Origin of the sequence: Nocardia sp. BMG111209, assembly GCF_000381925.1 — a bacterium.
GTDB lineage: Bacteria > Actinomycetota > Actinomycetes > Mycobacteriales > Mycobacteriaceae > Nocardia.
On the sequence record NZ_KB907307.1, the window covers coordinates 1,133,193 to 1,146,398 of the forward strand.

12 protein-coding genes and 1 pseudogene are annotated in these 13,206 nt (G+C 68.4%); 6 read left to right on the top strand and 7 right to left on the bottom strand.

Annotated features, from left to right (window positions below):
* Positions 1-130 precede the first annotated feature (130 nt).
* The gene (locus tag G361_RS0105080) at positions 131-601 is read left to right on the top strand and encodes a cupin domain-containing protein (RefSeq protein ID WP_019925974.1); all 471 of its coding nucleotides are present in this window, start codon (positions 131-133) and stop codon (positions 599-601) included.
* 4 nt (positions 602-605) lie between these two features.
* Here the strand turns inward: G361_RS0105080 and G361_RS0105085 are convergent, their stop codons facing one another.
* Both G361_RS0105085 and G361_RS0105090 read right to left on the bottom strand, forming a co-directional pair.
* The gene (locus G361_RS0105085) at positions 606-2,795 is read right to left on the bottom strand and encodes an MMPL family transporter (RefSeq protein ID WP_019925975.1); all 2,190 of its coding nucleotides are present in this window, start codon (positions 2,793-2,795) and stop codon (positions 606-608) included.
* A gap of 6 nt (positions 2,796-2,801) precedes the next feature.
* A complete protein-coding gene (locus G361_RS0105090; protein ID WP_019925976.1) occupies positions 2,802-3,359 on the bottom strand; it encodes a hypothetical protein in 558 nt (185 codons plus the stop codon).
* 258 nt (positions 3,360-3,617) lie between these two features.
* Between G361_RS0105090 and G361_RS42350 the strand changes: the two genes are divergently transcribed.
* Genes G361_RS42350 through G361_RS0105105 form a run of 3 tightly spaced genes read left to right on the top strand, consistent with a single transcriptional unit; the run spans position 3,618 to position 6,236 of the window.
* On the top strand, positions 3,618-4,865 hold the full coding sequence (locus G361_RS42350) for a YncE family protein (protein WP_231386784.1): 1,248 nt from the start codon (positions 3,618-3,620) through the stop codon (positions 4,863-4,865).
* Complete coding sequence (locus G361_RS42355) at positions 4,865-5,146, top strand: DUF5703 family protein (RefSeq protein ID WP_052172626.1); 282 nt, start codon at positions 4,865-4,867, stop codon at positions 5,144-5,146. Before G361_RS42350 ends, G361_RS42355 begins: the two co-directional genes overlap by 1 nt.
* A 7-nt stretch (positions 5,147-5,153) precedes the next feature.
* Positions 5,154-6,236 carry a quinone-dependent dihydroorotate dehydrogenase gene (locus G361_RS0105105; RefSeq protein WP_019925979.1) on the top strand — a complete coding sequence of 361 codons (1,083 nt, stop codon included), beginning with the start codon at positions 5,154-5,156 and terminating at the stop codon, positions 6,234-6,236.
* Between the two features lie 39 nt (positions 6,237-6,275).
* Here the strand turns inward: G361_RS0105105 and G361_RS50180 are convergent, their stop codons facing one another.
* On the bottom strand, positions 6,276-6,647 hold the full coding sequence (locus G361_RS50180) for a hypothetical protein (RefSeq protein WP_196814419.1): 372 nt from the start codon (positions 6,645-6,647) through the stop codon (positions 6,276-6,278).
* A gap of 137 nt (positions 6,648-6,784) precedes the next feature.
* Entirely contained in the window at positions 6,785-7,078 is a 294-nt protein-coding gene (locus G361_RS0105115) for a hypothetical protein (RefSeq protein WP_019925981.1), read from the bottom strand.
* A 418-nt stretch (positions 7,079-7,496) separates the two neighbouring features.
* Between G361_RS0105115 and G361_RS0105120 the strand changes: the two genes are divergently transcribed.
* Positions 7,497-8,921 (top strand): carbohydrate kinase family protein, encoded by a 1,425-nt coding sequence (locus G361_RS0105120; RefSeq protein ID WP_019925982.1) that lies wholly within the window; start codon positions 7,497-7,499, stop codon positions 8,919-8,921.
* A 236-nt stretch (positions 8,922-9,157) separates the two neighbouring features.
* Positions 9,158-9,877, top strand: coding sequence for a GTP cyclohydrolase II (locus G361_RS42365; protein ID WP_255359787.1), 720 nt, complete (start codon positions 9,158-9,160; stop codon positions 9,875-9,877).
* On the opposite strand, the pseudogene G361_RS51705 reads toward G361_RS42365, so the two are convergent.
* The 3 genes and pseudogenes from G361_RS51705 to G361_RS0105135 all read right to left on the bottom strand — a co-directional run.
* Positions 9,803-10,135 (bottom strand): annotated as a pseudogene (locus G361_RS51705) (VOC family protein); the annotation flags it as partial. The gene G361_RS42365 and the pseudogene G361_RS51705 overlap by 75 nt on opposite strands.
* A gap of 171 nt (positions 10,136-10,306) precedes the next feature.
* On the bottom strand, positions 10,307-12,478 hold the full coding sequence (locus tag G361_RS0105130; RefSeq protein WP_019925984.1) for an HAD hydrolase-like protein: 2,172 nt from the start codon (positions 12,476-12,478) through the stop codon (positions 10,307-10,309).
* A complete protein-coding gene (locus G361_RS0105135; RefSeq protein WP_019925985.1) occupies positions 12,475-13,194 on the bottom strand; it encodes an NB-ARC domain-containing protein in 720 nt (239 codons plus the stop codon). Before G361_RS0105135 ends, G361_RS0105130 begins: the two co-directional genes overlap by 4 nt.
* Between the last annotated feature and the right edge of the window lie 12 nt (positions 13,195-13,206).

Genomic DNA, 13,206 nt, shown 5'->3' on the forward strand with positions numbered 1-13,206 from the left:
TTTTCCGCAGGCCGCCGCCGGTCACATGCTCCGGTGCTCCTCGAGACGATCGACGGCGATCGGATATCGTCATCGACGAAACCGGTTTCCGCCCCGCGCGGCCCGGGGGTCGGCGCGTAGGGTCGGCGGCGTGGCAGATTCCGAGCGGGATTGGCGGCAGCACGGGGTGCGGGTGGTGCCCGGTGACCGGCTCGACCCGAACACCGCACAGACACCCGGCATGCATCGGGAGGCCGCGATCAGCGCCGCGACGGTCGGCGCGCAGAAGATCTGGGCCGGCACCGTCGCGATCGATCCCGGCGCGAAAACCGGCGCTCACCACCACGGCAGCCTCGAGAGCGTGATCTTCGTCGTCGAGGGCCGCGCCCGGATGCGCTGGGGTGCGCGACTGGAATACGTCGCCGAGGCCGGGCCCGGCGACTTCATCTTCGTCCCGCCGTACGTGCCGCACCAGGAGATCAACGCCGAGGACGACCACACCCTGCGCTGCGTGGTGGTCCGCTCCGACCAGGAGCCGATCGTGATCAACCTCGACATCCCCGAGGTCGAGACGAACCCGCAACCGGTGCCGTGGGTCGACCCCCACCACCCGCACCCCTGACCGGTCAGCGCCGCCACACCAGTTTCAGGATCGCCGGGGTCAGCAATAGCCGGATCACCGTCGCGTCCAGTACCAGCGCGGCGATCATGCCGTAGGCGATGTACTTCATCAGCACCAGATCCGAGAACCCGAACGCGCCGGTCACCACGATCAGGATCGCCGCCGCCGAGGTGATCACCCCACCGGTGTGGGCGACCCCGAACCGGATCGCCTCCGCCGGTGCGGCGCCCGCGTGCCGGGCCTCGGCCATCCGCGACTGCAGGAACACCTCGTAATCGGTGGACAGCCCGAACAACACCGTCACGATCAGCACCAGCACCGCGAACATCAGCGGACCGGGCGTGAAGTTCAGCGCCCCCGCACCGTGACCCTCCACGAAGATCCAGGTCAGGATGCCCAGGGTCGCCGCCAGCGACAACGTGCTCAGCAGTACCGCCTTGATCGCCAGCACCAGCGACCGGAACGCCGCGTACATCAATGCGATCGCCGCGGCCACCAGGATCGCGCCCAGCAGCGGCAGCCCCTCGATCAGACTGTGGATACTGTCGCGTTCCAGCGCCGGAACCCCCGCGACCATCACCGTGACCCCCGGCGGGGACGGGATCGCGCGCAGCGTCGCGATCGCGGTATCGGTGGCCCGGTCGTCCACCAGGCCCGCCGAGAGCACGTTCACCCCGTTCTTGGTCGGCGCCGCGGCCTCGAACTTCCCGGTCAGTCCCGGCGTGAAATCGGCCTGGAACCGGATATCGGACAACTGCTGCGAATTCGCGCCGACCACAACGAGTTTCAACGGTTCGGTGCGGAAACCGGGGAACAGGGCATCGAATTGCTCCTGCGCGACCCGGGCGGGATTGTCGCGGGCCAGATACCGTTCCGACAGACCACCGAACTCGATGTGCCGGAACGGGATCAGCAACACCAGCAACCCCAGCACGATCGGCGCGATCACCAGCACCGGCCGCCGCATCGCGAACACCGCCAGCCCGGAGAAGAACCGCTGCCCCCGCTCGCCGTGACCCGGAACCGGTTGTGCCGCACCGTGTTCGCGGTGCCGGCGCAGGGTGCGCCAGTTGAGCAGATCGATCCGGTCACCGGCGATGCTCAGCATCGCCGGCAGGGCCGTCACCGACAGCACCGCCGCCAGCAGCACCGAACTGATCCCGCCGTAGGGCACCGACCGCAGCACCCCGATCGGGAAGATGAACAGCGCGCCCAGGCTCACCGCGATGATCGCCGCCGAGAACAGCACCGTCCGGCCCGCGGTGGCGACCGTCGCGGCGGTGGCCTCCTCCACGCTGCGCCCGCCGGCCAGCTCCTCCCGGAACCGGGTCACCGCGAACAATCCGTAGTCGATCGCCAGTCCCAGGCTGACCAGCGTCACCACCGCCGACGCGAACACGTTCACATCGATCACCGTGGTCAGCAGCCGCATGATGCCCTGACTGCCCAGGATCGTCATCCCGCCGACCAGCACCGGCAGCGCCGCGGCCACCACCCCGCCGAACACGAAATACAACAGGATCGCCACCAGCGGCAACGCGATCACCTCCGCGCGGTGGATATCGCGCTGCATCCCGGTGTTGATGCCCTCCACTACCGGTTGCAGACCCGCCAGCTGCACCGTCGTACCGCCGGGCCCGCACCCGGACGCCGCCGCACCCCCCGCGGCGTCCACCGGCCCGTGCGCCGCGGGCGTGTGCGCGGTGGCGCCGGTGCAGCCGCCGCGCAGCGCGTCCTCGATCGCGAGATAGTTGTTCACCGATTCGGTGTCCGCGCCGCGCAACCCGACACTGGCGAAGGCGTGCGTGCGGGAGGCGTCGGCGAACCGGCCCATCATCGAACCGTCGAAATACGAGTCGATCTTCTGGATCCGATCGGGGTAGCGGGCGCGTAGCTCGGCCAGTGACGCGGTCACCGCGGCGCGCACCGGCGGATCGTCGACGGTGCCGCCGGGCGGGGCGGTGTAGACGATGATCACGTCCGCGTCGGTGTCGCGGCCGAAGGTCCGGTCGGCCAGCTGCGACGCCGCCACCGACTCGCTGTGCTCGTCGAACCAGCCCCCCTGCGCCAGCCGCGACCCCAGGTCCAGGCCGTAGAGACCCGACGCGGCCACCGCCACCAGGAACACCGCGCACACCAGGAACCGACGACGGTGGACCCATCGCCCCCACCGCGCCAACTGCCGATCGAACATCCGCCGCTACCCGCAGGCCGGGGTCTTGTAGTCGGCGGTGCGCAGGATCCCGCACAGGTCGGTCCGCGACAGCTTCCACACCCCACCGGCGTCGACGAAGTGCACGATCGTGGTCCGGATGTTGCTGCCGGTTCCGTCCTTGTCCAGCCGCAGCGTCGCCGTCAGCGTGCCGTCGTGGTTGTCGAACACCGGGTCGGTGACGCCGTAGATCGCGTGCGGATTGTCGTGCATCGCCTGGTACATGTCGGGGATGGCGCCGGTGAACGCGTCCCCGTCCTCGATCAGCGCGGTCCGGTCACTGTCGGGCAGTGCGGGATCCAGGGCGCGTTTGATCTGCGCGTCCAGCTCCGCGGCCGTCGGGATCGGCCGCGGCGCCGCGCGACCGGCCTCCGGCGCGTGTGCCTGCGCCTGCGCCGACGAGGTCAGCGCCGCATAGGCCGAGGACCGCGCGGCGGCCACCGCCGCCTCGTCCGGGCCACTGGCGCAGCCGGTCACCGCCGCCACCAGGCCCGCCGCGCACAGCCCCCACACCGGCGCACTCAGCGCCGATCGTCGCACCACCATCTGCCGTCCCTGTGCCCGTTTCGAGAAGTTACCGGTAAGTCTCGTACAGTCTCGCACGGACGCCGCGATCCACCTGCCCCTTTCCCGCCGCCGGTTCACCACGCCTGCGCACGAGAGCGGCAGCCAGCCGCGACACGCCACGCCGACGCCACGACCCCGGCGCGTCGGGCCGCAGCGCGACCGTGGTCAGATGATAGGGAAGAGGTTCGCCGGGGCGGCCCGGTGAGCAGGCGTGACGGTGGCGAAGGAGTTCGGTGCATGCGTGGTGTCAACGGCCCCGCTCCGCTCGGCGCAGCGGCACGCCCGGCCCCGGCGCGTCACGCTCCCCACGGCACCACACCCGACGGCACACCCACGCCACCCCGGCCCGCAGACGCCACCCCGTCGGCCCTCGCACGCCGTGTCCGCTGGACCGGGTGCGCGCTCGCGGCCGTCGCCACCGTCGGCGTGCTCACCGGCTGCTCCACCCAGAACTCCGGTGACAAGACACCCGCCGCCGCCCCCGCCTCGGCCGCGGTCTCCCCGCCGACGACCGTCACCCCCGCCGGCACCGTCACCCCCGCGGCGCCGATCGCCGCCCTGCTGGCCGTGCCCGGCGCGGGGCGGCTGGCCGAACTGGACACCGACGGCAGCACCGTCCACCTGCTCGACCTCGCCCCGCCGACCGGCACACCCGGCAATCCCGCACCCGGTGCACCCGCCGGTTCCGCCCCCGCCGCGGCCGCGAGCGGCGCGGCGAACCCGGCAGCCCCGGGCACGGCCGGCACCCGCACCGTCACCCTGCCCGCCCGCACCGCCGGCCTGACCCCCGGCGGCCCCGGTGAGATCCTCGCCGCCGCCGGAACCCAGATCCTGCACATCGACACCGCCACCGGCACCGTCCGCGCCACCCCCGTCGGCGCCGCCGCCCGCGCGGTCGCCCGCCGCCCCGACGGCACCCTGGCCGTCGCGCTCACCGACCACCGGGTCCTGATCGTCGCCGACGACGGCCGGATCCTGCACACCGTGACCGGCCTGACCGGCGCCGATTCCGTCGCCGCCGCCGGGGACACCGTCGCCGTGCTCGACCTCGCGCAGACCAGCCTCACCGAACTGGACCTCGGCCACGGCAAGCCCCGGCTGGCGCTGCGCGCGGGCACCGGCGCCACCGGACTGATCGCCGACCACTATCAGCGGCTGCTGGTCACCGACACCGCCGGCGGCACCTTGCTGGTGTACACTCCCGATCCACTCGTGCTGCGGCAGCGTTTCCCGGTAGGCTCTTCGCCCTACGCACTCGCCTACGATCAGCGGTCCGAAACCGTCTGGGTGACGCTGACCGGCAGTAACGAAGTCGCCGGATTCGATCTGTCGACGGGTATACCGGAAGAAGTGGGTCGCTTCGCGACCGTACGTCAACCGGATTCGGTGACCATCGACGACCGCACCGGCGACATGTTCGTAGGATCCGCGACCGGCGACGGTCTGCAGCGGATCGGCGCGGACGACAGGAAGAGAGGGCAGTGATGGCTCCGGCCCCGGGTACCGGTTCGCACCAGCCGCACCGTTCGCGTCGCAACGCGGTTCCAGCAGGGTGGGAAACCACCAGTGACGAGGGAGAATACGAGTACGTGCCGTTACGACTGCCACCGGATGTCAACCGGGTGACCGCGTCGATGCGCCTGACGATCCAGGCCGAATACGGCGGCTGGGAACTGTCGCGGGTGCGCGCCTACACCGACGGCAGCCGCCGCGTGCTGCTGCGCCGCCGCAAGACCAGCCACCCGGTCCCCGAACCGGGAATGTGAGGCGGGCATGTACTCCTTGTTGCTGCGCCTGATGTTTCTGCTGCCCCCGGAACGCATCCATCACCTCGCATTCCTCGCGATCCGGTGGGCGACCCGGTTCGCGGCCGGCCGCAGGCTCGCGGCGGCACTGTTCGCCGTCGACGACCCGATCCTCGCCGTCGACGCGTTCGGGGTGCGATTCCCCGCGCCACTGGGCCTGGCCGCCGGATTCGACAAGAACGCCGAGGGCGTCGACGCCTGGGGCGCGCTCGGTTTCGGATTCGCCGAGATCGGCACCGTCACCGCGCAACCGCAACCCGGTAACCCGGCGCCGCGACTGTTCCGGCTGCCCGCCGACCACGCCCTGATCAACCGGATGGGTTTCAACAACGACGGCGCCGCCGCGGCCGCCGACCGGGTGCGCGACCGCCGGCCCGGTGGCGTGCCGCTGGGCGCCAACATCGGCAAGACCAAGATCACCCCGCCCGAACGCGCCGCCGGCGACTACGCGCACAGCGCCGGACTGCTCGGCCCGCTGGCCGACTTCGTCGTGGTCAACGTGTCCTCACCCAACACCCCCGGACTGCGCGACCTGCAAGCCGTCGAATCGCTGCGCCCGATCCTGGCCGCAGTCCTCGCCGAAACCGACAAACCGGTCCTGGTGAAGATCGCCCCCGACCTGTCCGACGAGGACGTCGACGCCGTCGCCGACCTCGCCGTGGAACTCGGCCTGGCCGGCATCGTCGCCACCAACACCACCATCGCCCGCCGCGGACTGCGCACCCCCGAGGTCGAGGTCGAGACCATCGGCGCCGGCGGCCTGTCCGGCCCGCCGGTTGCCGCACGGTCGCTGCAGGTGCTGCGGCGGCTGTACGCGCGGGCCGGGGACCGGCTGGTACTGATCTCCGTCGGCGGTATCGAGAACGCCGACCAGGCCTTCGAACGCATCCTCGCCGGCGCCACCCTGCTACAGGGCTACACCGGATTCATCTACGGCGGCCCGGCCTGGGCCCGGCACATCCACCGCGGCATCGCCCAGCGGCTGCGCGCCGGCGGCTACACCGGCATCGCCGACGCCGTCGGCGCCGCCCACGGCGCCAACCGCGCCTGACCCGGTCCGCGGGCCGCCGGCGCGGCCCGCGGACACCGATCACCCCAGCAGATGCAACGACCGCGGCGCCGGACCGTACCCGGCCACCCCCTCCGCCGCGTCGGGGCCGTCGTGCGCCCGGGGCCGCCGCCGCGACCGGTTCTCCATCCGCCGCCACAACACGATCACCGCCTGCTCGTATCGGATACCGACCGTGGCCGCGTGCTCGGCGATGCGATCCACTGTGACCGCGTCGTGCACCACATCCGGATCGCTGAGCAGTTCGTCCAGCCGCATCCCCGCCAGCGCCTGCGCCCGCGACAGCGACTGCGGCAGCCAGGTCAGCCGCCACCGGTCGCCGCCCCCGGCGCGATAGGCGTACTCCGGGGAACGGTCGCTGGTCATGATCCGGTCGGTCGCGTGGATGGTCACGACTGCCTCCTCTCGCGGGCCCATCCGGTGCAGCAAGGACACTGCATCCGCCGGACGGACATCCGCAACATCGGTGGGGACAACCCCCGGGCGGCGGACCGGGCGAGCACGCCCGGCCCGCCGCATCGCAGCGCCGGTCACGACGACCGCCGCTGCTGCGTGCGATACAACAGAGCCGAAAGAGCCTGCGGCACAGTAATGTTCAACTGCCGTGCGGATCGCCCCAGCTCGTCCCACACCGCCGGATCGGCCAATGTGCGTGGCGCGGCCAGAATTTCGGCGATCACGACCCCGGCGCGGGCCTGATCCCCGCTCAGCTCCGCCTCCGGCAGCCAGCTCAGCCGCCAGGACGAACCCCCGCGACCGGCCCGCGTGGCCCACTCGCCACTGCGGGCACCGGTGATCGTGCGGCTGTTCTCGTAGAGTGTCACGGCTGCCTCCGGAAGGGGCGGGTCGCGGCGCGACGTGTTGCGGGGATGACGAACGCCCCGCTCGGCGCCGGCACGGGCCGGACGGGGTGGCCGCACCGGGGCGGCGGACGAAGCAGACAGGGGTCAGGCGGCCGAACCGATTGCGGCCGCGTCGGTCTCACCGTAACCGGTCGCGCGAGCGGGACCGCCGGTGACTACGCCACCCCGAGAGGACCACTCCCGACATTCGGGACCTCCCGAGGCACTCGGCGTACGAATGCCGTTCCACGAGGTGGTATTTCCCGGAGGATACTGGCAAATGCCCCCTCGTGGAGAAAATTTCCCCGAGTGAGACCAGGATAAACCCGAAGGTGAACGGAAATATGCCGCGATCGCGTCTATCGTCTGCAACGATAGTGACACGGAGGTGACGGGCCCGATGACCGGAGACGAGGCGGCGGTCGCCGCGATCCGAAGCGTACTCACCAGTCTGCGCAAACGCGCCGGCCTGCAACCGGATCGCTTGCACCGCACCGAGATCGATGCCGGGATACTGCTGGAACTGCCGGTCATCCGGCGTTACGCCGATCATCACCGGGTAGCCCCTCGGCAGGCCGTGCTGCCGGTCGTCCGGGAACTCGCCCGCGACCTGCCGCCCACCGAACGGCTGATCGTCGATGCCGAACTGAATCTCGGCCTGTTACAAGATCTTTTGACATCCGAGGTGGATCCGGCGGCGCTGTACGCCACCGACCTCGGCGCACGCCGTACCTACCTGTGCGCCCGATGGGTGGAGTTGCACCATGTCCTGGCCGTCGAACGGATTCCGCTCCCGCCGACCGTGCGTACCCTGCGCGGCGCCCCGGAAGATCGGGCCTTCCTCGAACTGGCCCGGCGACTGTCGGAGCATCCGATCGCCCGGGGCATCCAGGTGGTGGTCATCGGCGACGCGGTCCACGACCATGTCTACGACGTCGACCGGCACCCGGCCCCGGGTACGGCGGTCGACAGCCGCCGTACCACCCATCCCGGGGGCAAAGGACTCGGTCGCGCGGTCGCCATCGCCAACTGGGGCGTATCGGTGGGACTGCTCGGCGCCGTAGGCGGCGACGAGGCCGGCCGGTTGCTGCTGCAGTATCTCGCCGGACACGGCGTCGACACCTCTCTGATGAAAACCGTTGCGGGCGCCCCGACTCCGATCACCGCAGTGATCACCGGCCCCGACGGCCCGGCGATCGTCGCCGACAAGAACGAGCAGATGGCCCTGGATCCCGCCGATCTCACGAGTGCGGCCGTGCAGAACGCGATCGACCACGCCCGAGTGCTGTTGCTGACCTTCGAGCAGCCCGAGCCCGTCCTCGCCTGGGTGCTGGCCCACGTACAGACACTGGCGCGACGGCCGATCGTGATCGTGCACGCCTCACCGACGCTCAAGGACCCGCAGGCCCTGTATCCGTTCCTGCACGCCGTGGACTTTCTGGTCGGCACCGAGGCCGAACTCGGCCGATTGCTGTTCGGCGCAGGCGCGGCCACCGCGGACCCCGCGCAATGGCTACAGGTCATGGGCGCTCGAACCGTCTGCACCATACGCGAATTCGGCTGCACGGTCCGCGCCGGCAACGAAACATACGACATTGCACCGTATCCAGCGGTGTTCCGCAGCAAACCCGGTGCCACCGCACTGTTCTCGGCGGCCCTGACCTACCGGGTCCTGAAGGCGGGCTGCCCCGCCGACGAGTCCGACTTCGCTTGGGCCACAGCCGCGATGGACATCGCACCCGGATCGCTCTACGCGGTACCGGACCCGCTCCCGACCGTCGAACAGGTCGATCAGATGGTCCGATTCGGGCCCGTTCCGAACTGATGAGATCCCGGTCTGTCCAGGTGCCGGAACATCGCACTCGGAGTATCTGACATTCACGTCCAGGCTGTGGCATTATACCCCCTGGTGTACGCAGACCTGGTGAGTTCCGGGCGAATCGAGTGTGCGCCGACAGGTGTTCGGCGTCCGTGCACTCGTATCGGAGGAATGGGTCTGTGAAGACGGCGGCATCCGCTCTCGATGACACCGGGCATACGCTCACGCGCAAGGGGCGCGATATGAGAGTCCGGGTCCGGGAGTGGGCCGTCGGGGACGATCGGGGCACGATGATCGTCGTCGGTCCGGTCACCGACGGTTGTCTCGTGCGTATCCATTCGCGGTGTATGTACGGGGACGTGCTCGCCTCCGACGATTGCGATTGCGGGCCGGAACTCGACACGGCGATGGACCGGATCCAGGCCGCAGGGTGCGGGGTGCTGGTCTATCTCGACCAGGAAGGCCGCGGCGCCGGGCTGATCGTCAAGGCACGCAGCCTGCGACACAGCGAAGAGCACGGCGTCGATACGTTCGCCAGTTACGCTGCGCTGCAGCACGAACCGGACGTCCGCAGCTACGAGCAGGCGGCGATCGCGCTGTCGGAACTGGGACTCACCTCGGTACGACTGCTCACCAACAACCCGGACAAGATCGAGGCCGTCCATGCGGCAGGTATTGCCGTCGAACGAGTGCCGCTGATCACCGAGGCACGAAGTGAGCGGGCCCGTGCTTACCTCGACGCCAAGCGCCGCATCCGCGGGCACCTGCTGCCCGGCGTCTCATTCGACGGCATAACGCGATTCCCGGATGTCGAACGGTTCGGTGAATCGCAGATAGAACCCCGATGGGTCGATCATGCGGAAGTCGCGGACGCCACACCACGGCTGACGCTCCAGGGGCTGAACGACACGCTCGTCACCGTGCACCCGGCCGAACAGCTCGTCGATATCGTCGACCGATAACACGATCTCCACGCCGAATCCCGGCGGAGTGTCCCGGTGGAAGCGGCGAAAATGGCTCTGGTCGTACACGTGATCGTTGCCGCACCAGAAGCACAGGATGTTCGCCCCCAACTGTGTGACGAGGTAGCCCTTCTTCTCCTCCGGAGGTCGCTCCCACAACACCTTGAAACCGAGGTGGGTGTAGAAGGTGCGGACCGGGTCGAAGTCGGGGACGTGCAGCTCGACCCATGTGCCCAAGGGTGCCGGTGCATCTGTCATGAGGTTCCTCCCCGGGAATCCCGCCGTGCAGGGAGCAAGCGATCGCGCGGCGGAATGCCGGCACGCATCCGCCCAGGATGCCTCATCGCCGGCGTCCGAGCGGCCCGGATGCGCGCGGTGATCTTCCCGATGTAAGACGCATCACATTCGACGCGCCGAGCCGATCAGGCGTCACCCGGTGGTCCGATGTCGGGGCTCGCCGCCGGCATCGTGGCGTTCGAGCCACATCCGCACCATGGACAGGTTCGGCACGATCAGTCCCTCCGGCTGCCCGTTCGCGACGAAGTTCGCAGCCTGTTCCGAGCCGCTGAGAACGGCTATGAAGGTGACTGCGGTTCGGCCGAGCGGGTGCGACCGCGTCGTCATGAGATCGCGAACGCTGTCGCCGAGGTAGACGATTCCATCGTGAATTCCTCTGCCCGCGAGGTACGCGAGCGGCCGGTCCAGCACCTCCGGGTCCGGCTTGGAAAAATACTCGGCAGGTTGTCCCGCATGCGGCGATGTGGGTCTCGGGCTGCTCTTCTGATCGAATATCTCGTCGAAGAGCGTGCGAATGTTCAATTGATCGAGATCCTGCTCGATGAGATCTCTGCTACCGGAACTGATGATGATCTGCGGAATGTCCAGGCGATTCAGCCTCGTCACCAACGGAATCGCGCCGACCGTCGGTACCGGTTTCGTCTCCAGCATGGACAGCTTGTAGATTCGCTGGAATTCTTCCACATCGATACTGTCGTCGGGAAACAGTTCCGAGAACATTTCGTCCAGACGCCGCCCCCAGACCTTCTTGATCTTGTAGTCGTTGAGCCGGACGCCGAATTTTCTCGCGGTATCCCGCATCACCGGCCATCGAGTGTGTGCGGTGGCCGCTATCGTGTCCTCGAAGTCGAAAATGACTGCTCTGCAGTGCCGCAGGACAGTGGACAGCCGGTCCGAGTTGTCCGCGTTCTCCGCTGCCAGATTCTCGAGGATCGAGCGTGCCTCGGTCGCCTCTGCCACTCCCAGCCGTTCGAAGATGCGCCGGGCCGCCGAGGCATACGACTCGGCCTCCCGGTCGGCACGGTTCAGCACGCCGATCTTGGCGAGACCGAGGAGGCAACGCCCTTCGGTCATGGGCCGGTCGACCTGGGTGGCCATCGCCCGGCCACGTTCCCAGCAATGCCGTGACCGCTCCGGATCCCCTGCCTCGTACGCCGCGTTCCCCAGATGACTGAGTGTTACCGCAAGGCCCTGCACTGCGTTCTCGTCTTCGTTCTTCTGCTCGGCTCGCGTCAGGGCCGCTATGGCGGCTTCGAAGTCGCCCCGTGAATACATGCAGATGCCCAATTCGACCAGCGTGGCGGTTTTTCCGTTCGAGTCGATACTGTCGGGGGCCACGGCGAGAACTTCCTCGAACAGCGACTGGGCCGTACCGTAATCGCCGAGGGCGAAGGCCAGATGCGCGCGCAGTCGCGTCGTCTCACGGCGGGTGTCGGCCGCGGCACCCCTGGGCAAGGATCTCTTGCTCCACCGCAGGTACTTGCGCGCCAGCGGAATATCGCCGGTCCTGATGTGCATCCGGCCGATCAGTGCCAGTTGCCCGGCCAGCTCCGCACGGTCGCCCAGCAGTTTCGCGGCCCGCGCCGCGTTCGTGCAGAGCGTAATTCTGTCGCGCCAGTATCCACGATGCCACAAGAATTCCGCCAAACCGTTGGAGTACCCGATCGATCGGCGAAGGGCATTACGCGAATTCGCACTCGCGGGGACGGTATGAGCCGAGCGAACGGCGAAATGAAGAATATTGCGGTACTCGCGCTGCAGTACACGCAGCTTGTCGCTGTGCCCCGGCGGCTCCGGGCCGCCGATCAGATCGAGATAGTACTCGATCAGTGAGTTCTCCAGTTCGAGAGTCCGGATATCTCCGCGAACCTTGGACAGGATGTATGCACGGACGAGGGGATGAAGACCCAGCCGGGGTGCGCGGGGGCTTTTCGAGTGCACCAACTCCACCAGAGACGAATCGGCCAGATACGCGATGTCGTCCCGAAACCGGACGTACGCCGGATTCAGTGCCGCGGTCACGGCGCTCGGTGAGGCGGATGCCGGATGCAGTGCCAGGACGGTCATGATCTCGAGATAGGCCGCGTTCCGGGCACTGAAAACTATTCTCCACGCGTGTTCGAAGATCGGATCGAAAAACACCTCGAGGTCGGCGCCGGAATGCAGTCGGTCGATCATCTCCGCCAACCCGCCGGCACTGTATCGTAATTGTCCGATGGTGAGGCGGATCGCAAGCGGATTTCCCCCGGTTGCGTGGGAATAGGCGCGCAGCAGGACATCGCTCTCCGGTACCTGTGCGGTCATCTCCAGTCGATCGATCTCCTGGAGATCATGCTCAGGCGTGCCCGGTTGTTCAGCGAGCCGATTCGCACGTGCCAGGCGTCGTGGCTGTAGACGGTTCGCGACGTGATCATGACCTTGGAGCGCGATCCGATTCTGGCCAGGAAATGCCGGAGGTCACTGTTGTAGCGGTCGTCGAAATTGTCGACGACGAGGAGGCATCTCTCGCGATTGAGGTTGCGAGCTACATGTTCGACCTTTCTCGCGACCGGGAGCAAGGGTGCCCGCGTGTCTTCGAGCACGAACGAGATCGTATTCAGGATCTCGTCCAAGGTCATATGACGTGCGGACTGATCGCACCATATGACGGCGTCGAATGCGGGCGCGGCCCGCGTCGTTGCGTGCGCATCACCGCGACGGGACCGGATCGACTCTCCCGTCAGCTGCCATGCAATCTTGTTGGCGAGTGCCGACTTACCGATCCCGGCCATGCCGTATATCGAGATGATCGCACCGCGCTTCCGAAGTCCGCGATGGATTCTCGCCTGTTCACGCCTGCGGTCCACGAAGTCCGCGAACGGGGGCGCGACATTGTGCCGAACGAATTGCTCGGTGGACAGCGAACCACCCTCGGCGGCACCGGAATCCACGCCGGACGCACTCGCATCGGCGGCGCCGGCGGCCGGATACGGGAAGTAGTTGTGTGTGGTGATGTCACGGCCTGCCCGCACATGCGACATCGAGGTGGTGGT

Coding starts and splice junctions, on each gene's coding strand:
- G361_RS0105085 (WP_019925975.1), bottom strand. CDS start 2,795: ATGTTCGATCGGCAGTTGGCGCGGTGGGGGCGATGGGTCCACCGTCGT.
- G361_RS0105090 (WP_019925976.1), bottom strand. CDS start 3,359: ATGGTGGTGCGACGATCGGCGCTGAGTGCGCCGGTGTGGGGGCTGTGC.
- G361_RS42350 (WP_231386784.1), top strand. CDS start 3,618: ATGCGTGGTGTCAACGGCCCCGCTCCGCTCGGCGCAGCGGCACGCCCG.
- G361_RS42355 (WP_052172626.1), top strand. CDS start 4,865: ATGGCTCCGGCCCCGGGTACCGGTTCGCACCAGCCGCACCGTTCGCGT.
- G361_RS0105105 (WP_019925979.1), top strand. CDS start 5,154: ATGTACTCCTTGTTGCTGCGCCTGATGTTTCTGCTGCCCCCGGAACGC.
- G361_RS0105120 (WP_019925982.1), top strand. CDS start 7,497: ATGACCGGAGACGAGGCGGCGGTCGCCGCGATCCGAAGCGTACTCACC.
- G361_RS42365 (WP_255359787.1), top strand. CDS start 9,158: ATGAGAGTCCGGGTCCGGGAGTGGGCCGTCGGGGACGATCGGGGCACG.
- G361_RS0105130 (WP_019925984.1), bottom strand. CDS start 12,478: ATGACCGCACAGGTACCGGAGAGCGATGTCCTGCTGCGCGCCTATTCC.
- G361_RS0105135 (WP_019925985.1), bottom strand. CDS start 13,194: ATGTCGCATGTGCGGGCAGGCCGTGACATCACCACACACAACTACTTC.